Below are 18,822 nucleotides of genomic sequence, written 5' to 3' on the forward strand. Positions count from 1 at the left end.
GACCACTCGTCGAGCGCCACCACCAGCGGCGCGGGGCCCCCCCGGCCGGCGCCGCCCTGCGGAGCCAGCGTGACCCGGCCTGCGTGCGTGGCCGGACCATCCCGGCCTGGGCGACCCTCGGGCGGCCGGCGTCCGTGCCCGGGCCACGTCGGCCGAGGTCATCACCGGTGGCACGGCCGCCACACAGGGTCCGCCCGGCAGGGCCAGCGTGACCAGCCGGCGTTCGTGCCGCCCGGGCGCGGCTGGCGCCTGCCTCTCGGCCCCGCGGCCGGCCGCCGGTCGGCCAAGCAGCACCAGGCAACCGGCCCGCACACCGGGCCGTCCCGGCCAGGCCACCCCCGCAACCCTTCGGGGCCGGGTCGCTGGGCGCGGCGGGGTGGGATGTACGGGTGGAGCGGCACGCGCGGGACGGCGCCCGGGCTGTCTCGGTGAGCGGGGGAGCCGGCTTTCGCGCCCGGTCGGCGTCGTTCAGGCCCGGGCTGTCGCCCAGGCGTGCTGGACCCGCAGCGACTCGCGTACCTCGGCGAGTTGGGTCGCGACGGCGGACGGTGCCGTGCCGCCGCGGGCCGAGCGCGCGGCCAGCGAGCCCGCCACCGTGAGCACCGAGCGCACCTCGGGGGTGAGCCGGGGCGAGATCTTGGCGAACTGCTCGTCGGTGAGCTGGTCCAGCTCGATGCCCTCCGCCTCGCAGACCTTGACGCACTCCCCCGCGATCTCGTGGGCGTCGCGGAACGGCACGCCCTCCCGCACCAGCCATTCGGCCACGTCGGTGGCCAGGGAGAACCCGGCCGGCGCCAGCTCGCCCATCCGGTCCCGGTGCACGGTGAGCGTGGCCAGCATGCCGGTGAAGGCCGGCAGCAGCACCTCCAGCTGGTCGCAGGAGTCGAAGACCGGCTCCTTGTCCTCCTGGAGGTCCCGGTTGTACGCCAGCGGCAGCGCCTTCAGCGTCGCCAGCAGGCCCGTCAGGTTCCCGATCAGGCGACCCGACTTGCCGCGCGCCAGCTCGGCGATGTCCGGGTTCTTCTTCTGCGGCATGATCGAACTGCCCGTGGAGAACGCGTCGTGGAGCGTGACGAAGGAGAACTCCTTCGTGCTCCAGATGATGACCTCCTCCGCGATGCGCGACAGGTCCACGCCGATCATCGCGGTGATGAAGGCGAACTCGGCGACGAAGTCGCGGGACGCCGTGCCGTCGATCGAGTTGGCCGCGGAGCCGCCCTCGAAGCCCAGGTCGGCGGCGACCGCCTCCGGGTCCAGGCCCAGCGAGGAGCCGGCGAGCGCGCCGGAACCGTACGGCGAGACGGCGGTCCGCGCGTCCCACTGCCGAAGCCGCTCCGCGTCCCGCCCCAGTGCCTGGACGTGCGCGAGCACATGGTGCGCGAAAAGCACCGGCTGGGCGTGCTGCAGGTGGGTGCGGCCCGGCATGGCCACGTCCGGGTGGGCCTCGGCCAGGCCGACCAGCGCCTCCTGGAGGTCCGCGAGCAGGCCGGCGACGATCCGGGCGTGGTCCCGCAGGTACATCCGGAACAGCGTGGCCACCTGGTCGTTCCGCGACCGGCCGGCGCGGAGCTTCCCGCCGAGCTCGGGGCCCAGCCGCTCCAGCAGCCCGCGCTCCAGGGCGGTGTGCACGTCCTCGTCGGCGACGGTGCCGGTGAACGAGCCGTCGGCGACGTCCGCCTCGAGCCGGTCGAGCCCGGCGAGCATCCGGGTCAGCTCGTCCTCGGTCAGCAGCCCGGCGCGGTGCAGCACCCGGGCGTGCGCCCGGGAGCCCGCGATGTCGTACGGGGCCAGCCGCCAGTCGAAGTGGACCGAGGCGCTGAGCGCCTCCAGGGCCGCGGCCGGACCGTCCGCGAACCGTCCGCCCCACAGCCGGACGTCGCCCGGTCCCGCGCCGCCCTCGGGTTCCTCGTGCCGCACGTCGCTCACCGGACCGGGCCCCGCGTGCTGGCGATCCGGCCGACGCGGACGGTGGTGTCCGGTCCGCCGGAGTGGGCGAGTACGACGCGCTCGGGCACGGGGCCTCCTCGGGAAACATGCAGGAACGCGAATAAGTATGCAGCGCTCTGCATGACGAGTCAAACCGCGGTCGCCGCCCCCAGGCGCCTCTCCCCCGGACCAGCGTCGCATACTGCCCAGATGGGGAAAACATACGAACGCATAGCCGGCAGGCTGCGGGAGTTCATCGAGCGCCAGCCCGTGTTCTTCACCGCCACCGCACCGCTGTCCGGCGACGGTACCGTCAACCTCTCGCCGAAGGGCGTGACCGGCTCCTTCGTCGTGCTGGACGAGCACACCGTGGCGTACCTCGACTTCGCCGGTTCCAACGCCGAGACGATCGCCCACCTGCGGGAGAACGGCCGCATCACGCTGATGTGGTGCGCCTTCGACGGACCGCCCACCATCGTCCGGGTGCACGGCCGGGGCGAGCCGGTGTTCCGCGACGACGCCCGCTTCGGCGAGCTGCTCGCGCGCTTCCCCGACGCCGAGGAGCCCTACCGCCACGGCCTCCGCGCGATCATCGTGGTCACGGCCGAACTGGTCCGTGACACCTGCGGCTACGCCGTGCCGTTCCTGGACTACCGGGGCGACCGACCCCTGCACGCCTCCCGTTTCGCGCGCGAGACGGACGAGTCGCTGGACGCCTACTTCACCAGGAAGCCGCACGTGGCAACGAGCATGGACGGCCTGCCGGGACTGCCGCTGCCGCTGCCGCCAGCCCCCGCCGGGACCCGGTGCGAGCCGGCCGAGGACGGTGATCTACCCTCGGCCGCGAGCCGGACGACCAGCGATCCTGGAGGCGAACATGCTGGCGACTTCCCTGGGTGAGGGCGCGGAACTGCGTCCCCTCGAACCCTGGCAGGCGCCCCTGCTGGCGGCCTACACCGACCGGGTGCGGGAGCACCTGACGCCGTGGCTGCCCTGGGCCCACGCCGTGACGGACGTCGACTCGGCCCGGTCCTTCCTGCAGGGCTACGCCGACCGGCAGGCCGCCGACCGCGGTCGGATCTACGGCATCTGGCTGGGTGACGAACTGGTGGGCGGGATGATCTTCCGCCTGTTCGACATCGACCAGGGATCGTGCGAGCTGGGCGCCTGGCTGGCCCCCGAGGCGCAGGGCCGGGGTCTGGTCACCGGCGCCGCCTCGGTGATGACCGACTGGGCGGTCAGGCAGCGCGGGATGTCCCGGGTGGAGTGGCTGGTCAGCCCGGCGAACGCGCCGAGCATCGCGGTCGCCCGGCGCCTCGGGATGACGCACGAGGGGACGCTGCGGAGCGTGTTCGCCATGGGGGGCGAGCGGCACGATCTCCAGGTGTGGGCGGTGCTCGCCGATGAGTGGCTGCGCCGCGAGGGATAACCCACACGGGTGATCCGTGCGCGGGTTGTGCGGCGACCGGGTCGAGCAGTGGCCGGAAAGTAACGCCAGGTCAGCTCCCCCGAGCCGTCTCAACGCGCCGTGCGCCGTGCGCCTCCGGCGTGAACCGGAACTCGAACGCGCCGTTCCTGCACGTGCGTTGGGAGGCCAAGCTGAGCGGACGATCATCCTGCGAGGGAGTCCCGCGATGTCCGTCAGCCTTGGCATGCCCGCCCCGCCCGCCCCCGCCCGTCGCACCACCCGCCGCGTCATGGTGGGTGGGGTCCCCGTGGGCGGGGGCGCGCCCGTCTCCGTGCAGTCCATGACCACCACCGTCACCGCCGACGTCGACGCCACGCTCCAGCAGATCGCCGAACTCACCGCGGCGGGCTGTCAGATCGTCCGCGTCGCGGTGCCCTCCCAGGACGACGCGGACGCGCTGCCGGCGATCGCCGAGCGGTCCCGCATCCCCGTCGTCGCCGACATCCACTTCCAGCCGCGCTACGTCTTCGCGGCCATCGACGCCGGCTGCGCCGCGGTGCGGGTCAACCCGGGCAACATCCGGCGCTTCGACGACCAGGTGCGGGAGATCGCCCGGGCCGCCGCGGCCGCCGGGGTGCCCATCCGCATCGGCGTCAACGCCGGCTCCCTCGACCCGCGGCTGCTGGCCAAGCACGGCAGAGCCACGCCGGAGGCGCTGGTGGAGTCCGCGCTGTGGGAGTGCTCGCTCTTCGAGGAACACGGCTTCACCGACCTGAAGATATCCGTCAAGCACCATGATCCGGCCACCGTCGTCGCGGCGTACCGGCAGCTCGCCGAGCGGTGCGACTATCCGCTGCACCTCGGCGTCACCGAGGCCGGGCCGCTGCTGCAGGGCTCCATCAAGTCCGCGGTGGCCTTCACCCAGTTACTCACCGACGGCACCGGCGACACCATCCGGGTCTCGCTGTCCGCGCCGCCGGTGGAGGAGGTGAAGGCGGGGCTCGGCATCCTGGCGTCCCTGGGCCTGCGGGAACGCTCGCTGGAGATCGTCTCGTGCCCGTCCTGCGGGCGCGCCCAGGTGGACGTCTACCGGCTGACCGAGGAGGTGGCCGCCGCGTTCGACGGTTTCCCCCACCCGTTGCGGGTGGCGGTGATGGGGTGCGTGGTCAACGGCCCCGGCGAGGCGCGGGAGGCGGACCTCGGGGTGTCCTCGGGCAACGGGAAGGGCCAGATCTTCGTCCGCGGGCGCACGGTGCGCACCGTGCCGGAGGCCCGGATCGTCGAGGCGCTCGTCGAGGAGGCGCTCCGGCTGACCGAGGAGGCCGCGGACAGAGCCGGTGAGGCCGAGGGCGGCGGGAACGGGGGCGAAGGGGACGGCGGGGACGGAGGTGGCGGGGACACCGGGGATCCGCCGGGCCCGCGGCGGCCGGCCGGGGCGGGGAACGGCGCGACGGCGGTCGAGGGGGCGGTCCGCTCATGACCACCGCGCCCGAGACCCAGGGGGAGCGCGGCACCGCGCGGGAGGCCCTGCACCGCGCCCGTGCCCTCGTCGACCCGGCGCTGCGCGAGTGGGTGGGCCGGCTGCCCGCCCCGGTGTCCCGCGTCGCCTCGTACCACTTCGGCTGGACCGACAGCGCCGGGCGCCCGGACGACGCGCCGGCCGGCAAGGCGCTGCGGCCGGCGCTGGTGCTCGGCTGCGCGGAGGCGGTGGGCGGCTCGGCCGAGGCCGCGCTGGTCCCCGCGGTCGCCGTGGAACTGGTGCACAACTTCTCGCTGCTGCACGACGACATCCTGGACGGCGACACCACCCGCCGGCACCGGGCCACGGCCTGGACGGTGTTCGGCTCCTCCGCGGCGCTGCTCGCCGGGGACGCGCTGCTCATCCACGCCAGCCGGGTGCTGGCCGACCGGCCGGTCTGGCCGCGCACCGACACCGGCATCCGATGGTTGAGCGAGGCCGCCACCCTGCTGATCGAGGGGGAACAGACGGACCTCAGCTTCGAGGAGCGCTCGCACGTCACGCTGGTCGAGTCGCTGGCGATGACCGAGCGGAAGACCGCCGCCCTGCTCTCCTGCTCCTGCGCTCTGGGGTCGCTGTGGGGCGGCGGCTCGCCGGACCAGACCGAGGAACTGCGCCGGTTCGGCCTCCACCTCGGCATGGCCTTCCAGCTGGCGGACGACCTGCTCGGCATCTGGGGCGATCCGTCGGTCACCGGCAAGCCGGCCGGCGCCGACCTGTCCAGCCGGAAGAAGTCGCTGCCGGTGGTCGCCGCGCTGGACTCCGGCACGGCGGCGGGGAGCCGTCTCGCCGAGCTCTACGGCCGCCCCGAGCCGCCCGAGGACGCCCAGGCGCGGGCCGAGGAGGTCGCGCTGCTCGCCGCGCTGGTGGCGGAGGCCGGCGGCCGCTCGTGGGCCGAGGAGATGGCCGAGGAGCAGCTCGGCCGGGCGCTCTCCTGCCTGCGCGCGGCGAGCCCCGAGGGACCGGCGGCCGCGCGCCTCGCGGCCCTGGCCCGGTTCGCCGTCCGCCGCGACCGTTAGCCCGTCGGTCCCGTCCGGCCCGTCAGGCCCGCCCGGCCCGTCGGCACACAGGACCGCATAAGCCCCAAGCCCTCCGTCGGATCCGTCAGGCCCCGCCGGGCCACCGTTCCGTCCACCACCGCGACCCGCCCGGGGCCGTCAGGCCTCGCCCTCCTTCTCCTTCTGCGCCAGACGCAGCAGGTGTTCGGCGAGCGCCTGACCGCCCGTGGGCTCGCGACTGATCAACAGCAGGGTGTCGTCGCCCGCGATCGTGCCCAGGATGTGGTGCAGCTCGGCCTGGTCGATCGCGGAGGCGAGGAACTGCGCGGCGCCCGGCGGGGTGCGGGCCACCACCAGGTTGGCCGACGCCTCCGCCGAGATCAGCAGCTCGCCGGCCAGTCGCGCCATCCGCTCCTCCTTGGCCGACTCCCCCAGCGGCGCCCTGGGGGTGCGGTAGCCGCCCTCGCTGGGCACGGCGTAGATCAGCTCGCCTCCGGTGTTCCGGATCTTCACGGCCCCCAGGTCGTCCAGGTCGCGGCTGAGCGTCGCCTGGGTGACGTTCAGCCCGTCGTCGGCGAGCAGCTTCGCCAACTGGCTCTGCGAGCGCACCGGCTGGCGGTTGAGGATCTCCACGATCCTGCGGTGCCGGGCGGTGCGCGTCTGGGGTACGGACGGCCCTGCGTGGTGCCGCTCGTCTGTCATGCTCCCTCTCCGGGTCATCGGTCCGCGGCCGCGGAATCCACGGCGTCCAGGACGCCGGGGAGCGCCGAGAGGAACGCGTCCACCTCCGCGTCGCCGATGATCAGCGGCGGGGCGAGCCGCACCACGTCGGGCGCGACGGCGTTCACCAACAGTCCCGCGTCCTGAGCCGCCTGTTGCACGCGCGGTGCAAGTGGCTCGGTGAGCACGATACCCAGCAGCAGTCCGGCACCCCGGACGCGGTCCACCAGCGGGTGGCCCAGACTCCAGACTCCGTCACGCAGCCGCTCCCCCGCGTCCTTGACCCGCTGGAGCAGGTCCTCGGAGGCGATGGTGTCCAGCACGGCGAGAGCCGCGGCGCAGGCCACGGGGTTCCCGCCGAAGGTGGAGCCGTGCCGGCCGGGGGTGAGCAGGAGGGCCGCGTCGCCGAAGGCCATGGTGGCGCCGATGGGCAGCCCGGCGCCGAGTCCCTTGGCCAGCGTGATGACGTCGGCCTCGACGCCCTGCGCCTGGCCGGCGAACCAGTGTCCGGTCCGGCCGATGCCGGTCTGCACCTCGTCGAGCACCAGCAGGGTGCCGGTGGCGCGGGTGATCTCCCGGGCCGCGGCGAGGTAGCCCTCGGGCGGCACGACGACGCCGTTCTCGCCCTGGATGGGCTCGACGATGACCAGCGCGGTGTCGGTGGTGACCGCCGCGCGCAGCGCCGCGACGTCGCCGTACGGCACGTGGTCGACCCGGCCGGGCAGCGGCTGGAAGCCGTCCTGCTTGGCCGGCTGGCCGGTGAGCGCCAGGGCGCCCATGGTGCGGCCGTGGAAGCCGCCGACGGTGGCGACCATGTGGTCCCGGCCGGTGAGCCGGCCGATCTTGAACGCGGCCTCCACCGCCTCCGCGCCGGAGTTGGAGAAGTAGACGCGGCCCTCGCGGCCGGCCAGGGCCAGCAGCCGCTCGGCGAGCGCCACGGGCGGCTCGGCGACGAAGAGGTTGGAGACGTGGCCGAGCTGCGCGATCTGGTCGGAGACGGCGCGCACCACGGCCGGGTGGCCGGTGCCGAGCGAGTTCACGGCGATGCCGCCGACGAAGTCCAGGTACTCGCGCCCGTCGGCGTCGTAGAGCCGGCTGCCCTCGCCGTGGGTGAGCGGGAGGCGCGGGGTGCCGTAGTTGTCCATCAGGGCGCCCTGCCAGCGGGTGGTCAGCTCCTGGTTGCTCATCAGCTCACGCTCCTCGTGCCTGTCCGTGTCCCGTCCCCGTACTCGTGTGCGGCGGTCCCCGCGCGCCCGGGTTCCCGCCTGCCGCCCGCGCCGGTCACGGGTCGGGGACGACCATCGTGCCGACGCCCTCGTCCGTGAAGATCTCCAGCAGGATGGCGTGCTGGACCCGGCCGTCGATGACCCGCGCGGTGCGCACGCCGTTCCTGACGGCGTGCAGGCAGCCCCGCATCTTCGGGACCATGCCGCTGGCCAGCTCCGGCACCAGCTTCTCCAGCTCGCTGACGGTCAGCCTGCTGATGACCTCGTCGCTGTTCGGCCAGTCCGCGTACAGCCCCTCGACGTCGGTGAGCACCATCAGCGTCTCGGCGCCGAGGGCGGCGGCCAGCGCCGCGGCGGCGGTGTCCGCGTTGACGTTGTAGACGTGGTGGTCGTCGGTGCTCCGGGCGATGGAGGAGATGACCGGGATCCGGCCGTCGTCCAGCAGCGCCCGCACGGCGCCGATGTCGATGTCAGTGATGTCGCCGACCCGGCCGATGTCCACCCGCTCGCCGTCGACGTCGGCGTAGTGCTTCGTCGCGGTCATCAGGTGGGCGTCCTCGCCGGTCATGCCGACCGCGAGCGGGCCGTGCCGGTTCAGCAGGCCGACGAGCTCGCGCTGCACCTGGCCGGCGAGCACCATCCGGACCACGTCCATGGTCTCGGGCGTGGTGACGCGCAGCCCGGCGCGGAACTCCGAGGTCAGGCCGAGCCGGTCGAGCTGCGCGGTGATCTGCGGGCCGCCGCCGTGCACCACGACGGGACGCAGGCCGGCGTGCCGGAGGAAGACGACGTCCTGGGCGAACGCGGCCTTGAGCTCCTCGTCGACCATGGCGTTGCCGCCGAACTTGATGACCACGGTCTTCCCGTGGTGGCGGGTCAGCCAGGGCAGCGCCTCGATGAGGATCTGCGCCTTGGGCAGCGCCGTGTGCCGGCGCGTCGGGGTCGCCGTCATGAGGAGTACGCGCTGTTCTCGTGGACGTAGTCGGCGGTGAGGTCGTTCGTCCAGACGACGGCGGACGCCTCCCCCGCGGCCAGGTCGGCGGTGATGCCGACCTCGCGGAACCGCATGTCCACCGTGTTCCGGTCCTCGCCGACCGAGCCGTTCTTGCAGACCCAGACGCCGTTGATCGCGACGTTCAGTTGGTCGGGCTCGAAGGCGGCGGCGGTGGTGCCGATGGCGGCCAGCACCCGGCCCCAGTTCGGGTCCTCGCCGTGGATGGCGCATTTGAGCAGGTTGTTCCTGGCGATGGAGCGGGCCACCTCGAGGGCGTCCGCCTCGCTGGCGGCGCCGACCACCTCGACGCGGATGTCCTTGGAGGCGCCCTCGGCGTCCCGGACCAGCTGCTGGGCGAGGTCGGCGCAGACGGCACGGACGGCCTCGGCGAACTCCGCGTACGGCGGGGCCACGCCGGCGGCGCCCGAGGCGAGCAGCAGCACCGTGTCGTTGGTCGACATGCAGCCGTCGGAGTCGACCCGGTCGAACGTGGTCCGGGTGGCGGCGCGCAGGGCCTGGTCGAGCGCGGCGGCGTCCAGGTCGGCGTCGGTGGTGAGCACGGCCAGCATGGTGGCCAGGCCCGGGGCGAGCATGCCGGCGCCCTTGGCCATGCCGCCGACGCGCCAGCCCTCGCCCTCGACCACGGCGGTCTTGTGCACCGTGTCGGTGGTCTTGATGGCGATGGCGGCGCTCTCGCCGCCGTGCCCGGAGAGCTCCCGGGCGGCCGTGTCGACGCCCGGCAGCAGCCGGTCCATCGGCAGCCGCTCGCCGATCAGGCCGGTCGAGGCGACGGCGACCTCGCCGGCGCTGTGGCCGAGCGCGGCGGCCACCCGTTCGGCCGTGGCATGGGTGTCCTGGAAGCCGAGCGGTCCCGTGCAGGCGTTGGCGCCGCCGGAGTTGAGGACCACGGCGGAGACCCGGCCGCCGGCCAGCACCGTCTCGGACCAGACCACGGGGGCGGCCTTCACCCGGTTGCTGGTGAAGACGCCCGCGGCGTCCAGGCGCGGCCCCTGGTTGACGACGAGCGCGAGGTCCGGGTCGCCGCTCTCCTTGATTCCGGCGGCGACGCCCGCCGCGGTGAAGCCCTGTGCGGCCGTGACGCTCATGGTGCGACTCCGATCGTGGGAAGGCCCAGATCCTCGGGGAGGCCGAGGGCGAGGTTCATGCTCTGCACCGCGCCACCCGCGGTGCCCTTGGTGAGGTTGTCGATGGCGCTGATCGCGACGACGCGGCCGGCCGTCTCGTCGAGCGCGACCTGGAGGTGCGCGGCGTTCGACCCGGACACCGCTCCGGTGCTGGGCCACTGGCCCTCGGGCAGCAGCCGGACGAACGGCTCGGCGGCCAGCGCCTTGGCGTACGCCTCGCGCAGCGCGGTGCCGGTCACGCCTGGTCTGGCGCGCGCGGAGCAGGTGGCGAGGATGCCGCGCGGCATCGGCGCCAGGGTGGGGGTGAACGAGACCGTCACCCGCTCCCCCGCCACCCCGGAGAGGTTCTGGATCATCTCCGGGGTGTGCCGGTGGGTGCCGCCGACGCCGTACGGGCTCATGGCGCCCATCACCTCGCTGCCCAGCAGGTGCGGCTTGGGCGAGCGCCCGGCGCCCGAGGTGCCGGAGGCGGCCACGATCACGGCCTCGGGCTCGACGAGCCCCGCCGCGTACGCCGGGAAGAGCGCGAGGGTGACGGCGGTCGGATAGCACCCGGGGACGGCGACCCGCCGGGTCCCGCGCAGCGCCTCGCGGGCCCCGGGCAGCTCGGGCAGCCCGTACGGCCAGGTGCCGGCGTGCGGCGAGCCGTAGTACCGCTCCCAGTCGGCCGCCTCGGCCAGCCGGAAGTCCGCGCCGCAGTCGACGACCAGCACCTCGGGGCCGAGCTCCGCGGCCACGGCGGCGGACTGGCCGTGCGGCAGGGCGAGGAAGACGACGTCGTGGCCGCGCAGGGCCTCGGTCGTCGTCGGCTCCAGCACCCGGTCGGCCAGCGGCCCGAGCTGCGGCTGCAGCACGCCGAGCGGCTGCCCCGCGTTGGACGCGCCGGTCAGGGCGCCCGTCTCGACCTCGGGATGGCCCAGCAGCAGGCGGAGGATCTCGCCCCCCGCGTAGCCGCTGGCTCCCGCCACAGCAGCGCGCACCGCCATCGTTCATGCCTCCGTCCCGCGAATAGCATGAGTATACGTAGCGCAGAAGATCTATGCAATCCCCTTCTCGTCCCGGCCGGCGCCGGATGAACCCGGATGAACAGCGGTGTGCCGCGATGAAGATTTTGTCCGGACTGTTGACGTAAATGGGAACGCCTCGGACACTCGTCCGCATGGCAGAGCAGGAAGGTGTGCTGGCGCGGCTCCGGCGCGGTCACGAGGAGCGCGTGCTCGACCTGCTGCGCCGTCACGGGGCGCTGAGCCGGGGCGAGTTGGGACGGCGTTCTGGCCTGTCGCGGACCACAATGCACGACATCGTCTCCGGCCTGATGGCCAACGGCGCCGTGCTGGCGTCGGCGCCCGAGCGGGTGGCGCGGGGACGCGGCCGGCCCGCGGAGTCCCTCAGCCTGAACCCCGCCGCGGGGCAGGCCATCGGCATCGACTTCGCGCACCGGCGACTGCACGTGGCGATCGTCAACGTGGCGCACGAGATCGTCGGCTCCGCCAGCGAGGGCCACGCCGCCGACCTGCCCTGGCAGCGCCGCGTCGAGATCGCCGACCGGCTGATCGGCGAGCTGTCCGAGGGCGAGGTGCGGCTCGGGGCGCTGAAGGCGATCGGCGTCGGCGTCGTCGGCCCCGTGGGCAGCCCGGGCGAGGAGAGCGCCGCCTCCCGGCAGCTCGACGCCGTGCCCACCGTGCTCCGCAAGCGCTTCGGCGTCCCCGTGCTGATGGACAACAACACCCGGCTCGCCGCCCTGGCCGAGTCGATCTGGGGCGCGGCGGCGGGCTGCCAGGACGTGCTCTACCTGCGGCTGTCCCACGGCGTCGGCGGCGGGCTGGTGCTCGGCGGCTCCCTGCACCGCGGCGCCCACGGGGTGTCCGGCGAGTTCGGCCACATCACCGTCGACCCGGCCGGCCGGCCGTGCCGGTGCGGCAGTCGGGGGTGCCTGGAGACCATCGCCTCCGTCAAGGGCGTGCTGGACGCCCACCGCGAGGCCGGCGGGCGGGCGCGGAGCCTGCGCTCGTTGGTGGCGGCGCTGGAGGCGGGCGACGCGGACGTGCGCGACCTGCTGGCGCGGGTGGGCGGCCACGTCGGGCTCGTGCTCGCCGCCGTGTGCAACACGGTGGGGCCCGATCTGGTCGTGCTCGGCGGGGAGGTGGCCGAGGTCGGCGGCGCGCTGACCGAACCGGTGGAGCACGCGCTCCGCGCCCACGCCATGCCCATGATCCGGCGCCGGCTGAGGGTTCGCCAGGCGCGGCTCGGCGAGATCGGCGGCGCGCTGGGCGGCATCGCCCTCGTGCTGCACGAGTCGCCGCTGCTGGCCGGCTACCCGGCCGCACCCGACCCCGACGAAGGGTTGCGCTCATGACAGCAGTCACCGTTCCGGACACCGCGTCGAAGGCCACTCCCCGGGAGACCGGGCGACGGCGCTCGGTTCCGGCCCTCGTCCTCAACCTGGTCGCCGTGCTGATCGGCCTGGCCGTCTGGTCGTCGCTCGCCGCGGCGGAGGTGGAGGGCCTGCCCGGGCCCGTCACGGTCGGCGAGCGGGCCGGCGAGATGATCTCCGACGGCACGCTGGGGACCGACGTGCTGGCCAGCCTCAGACGCGTGCTGACCGGGTTCGCGCTGGGCACCGGGCTCGCCGTCCCCGTCGGCTTCCTGATGGGGTGGTACGGGGTGGCCCGCGGGCTGATCGAGCCGTACGTGCAGTTCTTCCGCACGATCCCGCCGCTGGCCATCATCCCCCTGGCGATCGTGCTGCTGGGCATCGGCGAGACCTCGAAGACCTTCGTGATCTTCCTGGCGGCGTTCCTCTCCAGCGTCGTGGCCACCTACCAGGGCGTCGTGGACGTGGACCGGACGCTCATCAACGCCGCACGGGTGCTCGGGGCGCGGGACCGGACGATCTTCCTGAAGGTCGTGGTGCCCGCCTCCACCCCGTTCATCCTGGTCGGCATGCGCATCGGCCTCGGCGCGGCCTGGTCCACCGTGGTCGCGGCCGAGCTGATCGCCGCGCAGGAGGGGCTGGGGCGCCGGATGCAGCAGGCCCAGCTCTACTACGACCTGCCCACCATCTTCGTGGCGCTGATCAGCATCGGCCTGCTGGGCCTGGCGATGGACCGCCTGCTGCTGCTCGCCGAGCGTCGCCTCACCTCCTGGCAGGAGCGCCGATGAACCCGAGCACGACGGCCGACCCGACCGCCGACGCGACGCCCAAGATCTCCTTCCGCGAGGTCGTCAAGACCTACCCGATGAAGGCCGGGACGTTCACGGCCCTGGACACCGTCTCGCTGGATATCGCCGAACGCGAGTTCGTCACCGTCGTCGGGCCCTCGGGATGCGGGAAGAGCACCCTGCTCGGCATGGCCGCCGGGCTGGTGGAGCCCACCGCGGGCGAGACCCTGCTGGACGGCCGGCCGGTCCGCGGGCCGGGACCCGAGCGGGGCGTCATCTTCCAGCAGTACGCGCTCTTCCCGTGGCTGACGGTGCGGCGGAACGTCGAGTTCGGCCTCCGGCTCGCCTCGATCTCCGCCGAGGAGCGCCGGCGGCGCGCCCAGCGGGCCATCGACCTGGTGGGCCTGGGCGACTTCGCCGACGCGCTGCCCAAGACCCTGTCCGGCGGGATGAAGCAGCGCTGCGCGATCGCCCGCGCCTACGCGGTCGACCCGCAGGTGCTGCTCATGGACGAGCCGTTCGGGGCGCTCGACGCGCTGACCCGGGTGCAGATGCAGGACCAGCTCCTCGCGACCTGGAGCAAGGAGCGGCGGACGGTCCTGTTCATCACCCACGACGTCGACGAGGCGGTCTACCTGGCCAGTCGGGTCATCGTCATGGCCAGCCGCCCCGGCCGGGTCCATCGGACCATCGACGTCGACCTGCCCTATCCCCGAACCGAGGCGATCCGGCTGTCACCGGAGTTCGCCCGCATCCGCAACGACGTGTGGCACTCCGTCTACCACCAGACACCGGCCGCGTCGGACGCCTGAGACCTCCCCGAAGACCTCCCCGGAAACCTCTCCACACACCTCCCCAGAAGGGACGTCAGCGCATGCGTGTGTCTCGTCGCACCCTGCTCACGACCGCGTCGGCGACGCTGGCGGGGCTGGCCCTGCCCGCCTGCGGCTCGGGCGGCGGCTCGAACGGCGGCCGGGTCCGCTTCGGCTACATCGCCGACTTCAACGGCGCCAGCCTGCTCGCCATCGCCGAGCGGCAGGACCTGTGGAAGCGGCACGACCTCTCCCCCACGACCGAGGAGTTCACCAACGGCCCGCTCCAGGTCCAGGCGCTCGGCGCCGGGGACCTGGACTTCGGCTACATCGGCCCGGGCGCCCTGTGGCTGCCGGCATCCGGCCAGACCAGCATCGTCGCCATCAACACCCTCACCAAGGCCGACCGGGTCATCGCCAGGTCCGGCATCACCAGCGTGGCCGACCTGGCGGACCGGCAGGTCGGCGTGCCGGAGGGCACCTCGGGCGAGATGATCCTCAACCTGGCGCTGCGGGACGCCGGCATGTCCCTGGAGGACGTCCAGAAGGTGCCGATGGACCCCTCCACCGTGGTCTCGGCCTTCTCCTCCGGGCAGATCGAGGCGGCCGGTATCTGGTACCCACTCATCGACACCATCAAGGGCAACGTGCCCGACCTGGTCGAGGTCGCCGCGACCGACGACTTCCCCGACCACACCTTCCCCACCGCGTTCGTGGCCGGCAACGGCGTCGACTCCGAACTCGCCGAGAAGGTGGTCGGGGTCCTCCAGGAGGCCAACGACTGGCGGGCGGAGAACCCCGACGAGGCCGTCCGCCTCACCGCCGAGATGCTCGACCTGGACCCGGAGGCGGTGGCGTCCGACGCCTCCCACGTGGAGCTGCTGACCACCGCCGACCTGGTGGACCGCACCGACGACGGGACGGTCGTGGGGTGGTTGGACGGGCTGAACGAGATCTTCGCCGACACCGGCCAGCTCTCGGACGTCCCGGACGCCACCTCCTACTACTCCGGCGACGTCTACTCGAGGGTCTTCCGCGCGTGAACCTCCTCTTCCTGATGACCGACCAGCACCGGGTCGACACGCTGGGGTGCTACGGCAACGCCCACGTGGACACCCCGAACCTGGACCGGCTCGCCGCCACCGGCACCCGCTTCGACCGCTGTTACACCCCCACCGCGATCTGCACCCCGGCGCGGGCCAGCCTGCTCACCGGCCAGGCCCCGTTCCGGCACCGCCTGCTGGCCAACCAGGAACGCAACGTCGGCTACCTGGAGGACCTGGCGGAGGACGCCTTCACCTTCCCCGACGCCCTGCGGCAGCGCGACTACCAGCTGGGCCTGGTCGGCAAGTGGCATGTCGGCACCCACCGCACCGCGGCCTCGTTCGGCTTCGAGGGACCCCCGCTGCCCGGCTGGCACAATCCGGTGGACCACCCCGACTACCTGGCCTATCTGGCCGAACGCGGCCTGCCGCCGTACCGGATCTCGGACCGGATCCGCGGCACCACGCCCAACGGCAACCCGGGCAACCTGCTGGCCGCCCGGCTGCACCAGCCGGTCGAGGCGACGTTCGAGCACTACCTGGCGACCCGGGCCATCGAGCATCTGGAGCGCTACGCCGCCACGGGACGGCCGTTCTTCCTGGCCACCCACTTCTTCGGCCCGCATCTGCCCTACCTGCTGCCGGACGCGTACTTCGACCGCTACGACCCCGACCTGGTCGAGCTGCCCGCGTCGATCGCCGAGACCTTCGACGGCAAACCGCAGGTCCAGCGCAACTACAGCGCGCACTGGACGTTCGACTCCATGCCGCTGGAGGTCACCCGCAAGCTCATCGCCGTCTACTGGGGCTACGTCTCCCTCGTCGACGAGCAGCTCGGCCGGATCCTGGACCGGCTGGACGAGCTCGGCCTGGCCGGGGACACCGCGGTGTTCTTCACCGCCGACCACGGCGAGTTCACCGGCGCCCACCGGCTGCACGACAAGGGTCCGGCGATGTACGAGGACATCTACCGCATCCCCGGCATCGTCCGCCTGCCCGGCGCCCCGCCGCAGGTCAGGCAGGAGTTCGTGAACCTGATGGACTGCACCGCCACCATCCTGGAGCTCGCCGGCTGCGACCCCGCGCCCGCGGTGGACGGCCGCAGCCTCGTCCCCCTGCTGCGCGGCGAACACCCGGCGTGGGCGCCGGACATGACCGCCGAGTTCCACGGCCACCACTTCCCCTATCCGCAGCGCATGATCCGCGACGAGCGCCACAAGCTCGTCGTCAACCCCGAGTCGGTGAACGAGCTGTACGACCTGCGCGCCGACCCGCACGAACTGCGCAACCGCTACGAGCATCCGGAGCTGCGGCCGGTGCGGCGGCGCCTGATGCGCCGGCTGTACGACCTGCTGCGCGAGCGCGGCGACAACTTCTACCACTGGATGACCCCGATGTACGACATCGGGGCCCTGGACCACGACCCCAGCCTGAGCGTCTTCGAGACGGAGGAGACCCCCCGATGAGGCGCACCGAACTCTCCCGACGCCGCCTCCTCGCGGCCACCGGCTCCGGCGCCCTGACCGGCTGGGCCGCGGCCGGCCGGGGCCACGCCGCACCCGCGCCGGGGGGCGGACCCGACCCCCGCGCCATCCCGCTGAACGACGTCCCGCTGAACGACGGCTGGCGCTACGTCGGCGCCGCCGGGGCGGACGCCAGGCTGCCCGGCTTCGACGACACCGGATTCCCCGAGGTGTCGCTCCCGCACACCGCCGTCCCGCTGTCCTGGCGGCGGTGGGACCCGGCCGACTGGTCGGACCGGTTCGTCTACCGGCGCCGCGTGACCCGGCCGGCGGACACCCGGGGGATGCGGGTGTTCCTGGACTTCCAGGGGGTGCTGACCAGCGCGGGCGTCACGGTCGAGGGCACCGACCTGCCCCCGCACGTGGGCGGGTACCTGCCGTTCAGCCACGAGGTCACCGACCTGCTGGAGCCGGGCGGGACCGGCCTCGTCGCGGTCACCGTCGACGGCACCTGGCAGGACGTGCCGCCGGGCGGCTCACCCGACGGGCCCGACGCCATCGACTTCCTGGAACCGGCCGGGCTGACCCGCGAGGTCGCGTTGCGCGCCGTGCCGGAGACCTTCCTGTCCGACGTGTGGGCCGCCCCGGCGGACGTCCTCGACGCCGACCGCCGACGCGTCGAGGTCACCTGCGCGCTCGACGCGGCCGGGCCCGGCGACCTGCCGCTGCGGCTGGTCGCCCGGCTGTGGGACGGGGACACCCGAATCGCGGAGTCGACGCGGGAGGTGCCCGCGGACGCCGCCCTGGCCACGCTCACCCTCGGCGACCTGGGCCCGGTGCGGCTGTGGGACGTGGTGCGCCCCGCGCTCTACCAGGTGGAGGTCGTGCTGTTCGTCGGCGACGCCGCGGTGCACCGCGTGGCCCGCCGGATCGGCTTCCGCGAGGCGCGGTTCGAGGCGGACGGCTTCCACCTCAACGGCGAGCGGCTGCGGCTGGTCGGGCTCAACCGGCACGAGCTGTTCCCCTACACCGGCATGGCCATGCCGCCGCGGGTCCAGCGGCGCGACGCGGAGTTCCTGCGGCACGAGCTCAACTGCGCCCTGGTCCGCTGCTCCCACTACCCGCAGTCCGAGGCGTTCCTCGACGCCTGCGACGAGGTGGGCCTGCTGGTCTTCCAGGAGCTGCCGGGCTGGCACTACATCGGCGGTGCGGCCTGGCAGGACCGGGCGGTCGCCATGGCGGAGGAGATGGTCCGCCGGGACCGGAGCCGCCCGTCGGTGGTGCTGTGGGGCACGCGGATCAACGAGAGCGTGGACAGTCCGCTGCACGCGCGCTGCGAGCGGGCCGTCAAGGCCCTGGACCCGACCCGGCAGACGACCGGGGCGATGAACCTCAGGACCGAGGAGGAGATCGCCGGCTTCGACCACGACGTGTTCTCGTTCAACGACTACCAGGTGGGTCCCGACGAGCACGTGAGCCTGCGCCCGCCGGTCGAGGGCAGGCCGTACCTGGTGAGCGAGGCCGTCGGCCAGTTCCCCCGGTTCCGGCAGCACTACCGGAGGATCGACGACCTCGCCGTCCAGCAGCGGCAGTGCGTCGAACACGCGCTCGCCCACGCGCAGGCCGCGGCGGACGACCGCTACGCCGGAGTCGTCGGCTGGGCCGCCTTCGACTACCCGAGCCGGCACGGCACCGTGTACGAGGCGCTGAAATGGTCGGGCGTGGCCGACGTCTTCCGGGTGCCCAAACCGGGCGCGGCGATCTACCAGGCCCAGGTCGACCCCGCGGTGCGCCCGGTCCTCCTGCCCGCCTTCCACTGGGACTTCGGCCCCGGCTCCCCCGCCGAGGGACCGGGGCCCGACGCGGTGATCTGCTCGAACTGCGACCGGCTGGAGATCTATCTGGACGACGCCCACCACGCCACCGTGCACCCGGACCGGGAGCGCTTCGGCGAGCTGCGCCACCCGCCGTCGTTCGCGGACCTCAGCGTGCCCGGCGGCACCCGTCCGGAACTGCGCGTCGACGGCTACGTCGGCGACCGGCTGGTCGTCTCCCGGCGGTTCAGCGGCGACCCCGCGGGCGACACGCTGTCCCTGGTCGCCGACGACGCCGAACTTGTCGGCGACGGCCGCGACGCCACCCGGGTGGTGTTCCGCGTCGTCGACGCGCACGGCGCGCCGCGCCCGTACGTGTCGGGAGACGTGGCGCTGGCGCTGACCGGGCCCGGCACCGTGGTCGGCGACCGGCCGTTCCCGCTGGGCGACAACGGCGGCGTCGGCGCGGTCTGGGTGCGGACCGCCTCCGGCGGGGGCGGCGACATCCACCTCACCGCGCGGCTGGCCGGCTACCCCGAGGCGGCGGTGCGGATCGCGGTCACGCCGCCGGCCCCGCCGCCGGCGTGACCGG

16 protein-coding genes are annotated in these 18,822 nt (G+C 73.7%); 10 read left to right on the top strand and 6 right to left on the bottom strand.

The window, feature by feature from the left end:
- Window positions 1-468 precede the first annotated feature (468 nt).
- Window positions 469-1,917: an argininosuccinate lyase gene (gene argH / locus ABGB06_RS28550; protein ID WP_347594574.1), complete on the bottom strand. Its 1,449-nt coding sequence runs from the start codon at window positions 1,915-1,917 to the stop codon at window positions 469-471.
- A 219-nt stretch (window positions 1,918-2,136) separates the two neighbouring features.
- Here argH and ABGB06_RS28555 point away from each other — a divergent pair, with 219 nt between their 5' ends.
- The 4 genes from ABGB06_RS28555 (at window position 2,137) to ABGB06_RS28570 (ending at window position 5,872) form a co-directional block, all read left to right on the top strand.
- Window positions 2,137-2,826 (top strand): pyridoxamine 5'-phosphate oxidase family protein, encoded by a 690-nt coding sequence (locus tag ABGB06_RS28555; RefSeq protein WP_347594576.1) that lies wholly within the window; start codon window positions 2,137-2,139, stop codon window positions 2,824-2,826.
- The gene (locus ABGB06_RS28560; RefSeq protein ID WP_347594578.1) at window positions 2,804-3,355 is read left to right on the top strand and encodes a GNAT family protein; all 552 of its coding nucleotides are present in this window, start codon (window positions 2,804-2,806) and stop codon (window positions 3,353-3,355) included. Before ABGB06_RS28555 ends, ABGB06_RS28560 begins: the two co-directional genes overlap by 23 nt.
- Window positions 3,356-3,560: 205 nt before the next feature.
- Complete coding sequence (gene ispG / locus ABGB06_RS28565) at window positions 3,561-4,814, top strand: flavodoxin-dependent (E)-4-hydroxy-3-methylbut-2-enyl-diphosphate synthase (RefSeq protein WP_347594580.1); 1,254 nt, start codon at window positions 3,561-3,563, stop codon at window positions 4,812-4,814.
- A complete protein-coding gene (locus ABGB06_RS28570; protein ID WP_347594582.1) occupies window positions 4,811-5,872 on the top strand; it encodes a polyprenyl synthetase family protein in 1,062 nt (353 codons plus the stop codon). Before ispG ends, ABGB06_RS28570 begins: the two co-directional genes overlap by 4 nt.
- A gap of 138 nt (window positions 5,873-6,010) precedes the next feature.
- Here ABGB06_RS28570 and ABGB06_RS28575 read toward each other — a convergent pair whose 3' ends face one another.
- The 5 genes from ABGB06_RS28575 to argC form a co-directional block, all read right to left on the bottom strand.
- Window positions 6,011-6,553, bottom strand: coding sequence for an arginine repressor (locus ABGB06_RS28575; RefSeq protein WP_347594584.1), 543 nt, complete (start codon window positions 6,551-6,553; stop codon window positions 6,011-6,013).
- A gap of 14 nt (window positions 6,554-6,567) precedes the next feature.
- A complete protein-coding gene (locus ABGB06_RS28580) occupies window positions 6,568-7,758 on the bottom strand; it encodes an acetylornithine transaminase (RefSeq protein WP_347594586.1) in 1,191 nt (396 codons plus the stop codon).
- A 94-nt stretch (window positions 7,759-7,852) separates the two neighbouring features.
- Window positions 7,853-8,749, bottom strand: a complete 897-nt coding sequence (argB, locus tag ABGB06_RS28585) for an acetylglutamate kinase (protein ID WP_347594588.1) — start codon at window positions 8,747-8,749, stop codon at window positions 7,853-7,855.
- Entirely contained in the window at window positions 8,746-9,897 is a 1,152-nt protein-coding gene (gene argJ / locus ABGB06_RS28590; protein WP_347594590.1) for a bifunctional glutamate N-acetyltransferase/amino-acid acetyltransferase ArgJ, read from the bottom strand. The genes argB and argJ overlap by 4 nt, the downstream gene beginning before the upstream one ends.
- Window positions 9,894-10,922, bottom strand: coding sequence for an N-acetyl-gamma-glutamyl-phosphate reductase (gene argC / locus ABGB06_RS28595; protein ID WP_347594592.1), 1,029 nt, complete (start codon window positions 10,920-10,922; stop codon window positions 9,894-9,896). The genes argJ and argC overlap by 4 nt, the downstream gene beginning before the upstream one ends.
- Before the next feature lie 173 nt (window positions 10,923-11,095).
- Here argC and ABGB06_RS28600 point away from each other — a divergent pair, with 173 nt between their 5' ends.
- The 6 genes from ABGB06_RS28600 to ABGB06_RS28625 all read left to right on the top strand — a co-directional run bounded on the left by ABGB06_RS28600 (window position 11,096) and on the right by ABGB06_RS28625 (window position 18,818).
- Window positions 11,096-12,292, top strand: coding sequence for an ROK family protein (locus ABGB06_RS28600; protein WP_347594594.1), 1,197 nt, complete (start codon window positions 11,096-11,098; stop codon window positions 12,290-12,292).
- A complete protein-coding gene (locus tag ABGB06_RS28605) occupies window positions 12,289-13,098 on the top strand; it encodes an ABC transporter permease (protein WP_347594596.1) in 810 nt (269 codons plus the stop codon). The genes ABGB06_RS28600 and ABGB06_RS28605 overlap by 4 nt, the downstream gene beginning before the upstream one ends.
- Window positions 13,095-13,910, top strand: a complete 816-nt coding sequence (locus ABGB06_RS28610; RefSeq protein WP_347594598.1) for an ABC transporter ATP-binding protein — start codon at window positions 13,095-13,097, stop codon at window positions 13,908-13,910. The genes ABGB06_RS28605 and ABGB06_RS28610 overlap by 4 nt, the downstream gene beginning before the upstream one ends.
- Window positions 13,911-13,972: 62 nt before the next feature.
- The gene (locus ABGB06_RS28615; RefSeq protein ID WP_347594600.1) at window positions 13,973-14,953 is read left to right on the top strand and encodes an aliphatic sulfonate ABC transporter substrate-binding protein; all 981 of its coding nucleotides are present in this window, start codon (window positions 13,973-13,975) and stop codon (window positions 14,951-14,953) included.
- Window positions 14,950-16,419 carry a sulfatase-like hydrolase/transferase gene (locus tag ABGB06_RS28620; RefSeq protein ID WP_347594602.1) on the top strand — a complete coding sequence of 490 codons (1,470 nt, stop codon included), beginning with the start codon at window positions 14,950-14,952 and terminating at the stop codon, window positions 16,417-16,419. The genes ABGB06_RS28615 and ABGB06_RS28620 overlap by 4 nt, the downstream gene beginning before the upstream one ends.
- The gene (locus tag ABGB06_RS28625) at window positions 16,416-18,818 is read left to right on the top strand and encodes a glycoside hydrolase family 2 TIM barrel-domain containing protein (protein ID WP_347594604.1); all 2,403 of its coding nucleotides are present in this window, start codon (window positions 16,416-16,418) and stop codon (window positions 18,816-18,818) included. Before ABGB06_RS28620 ends, ABGB06_RS28625 begins: the two co-directional genes overlap by 4 nt.
- Window positions 18,819-18,822: the final 4 nt, after the last annotated feature.

Origin of the sequence: Streptomyces sp. B6B3, assembly GCF_039871525.1 — a bacterium.
In the GTDB taxonomy this organism is placed as follows: Bacteria; Actinomycetota; Actinomycetes; order Streptomycetales; family Streptomycetaceae; genus Streptomyces.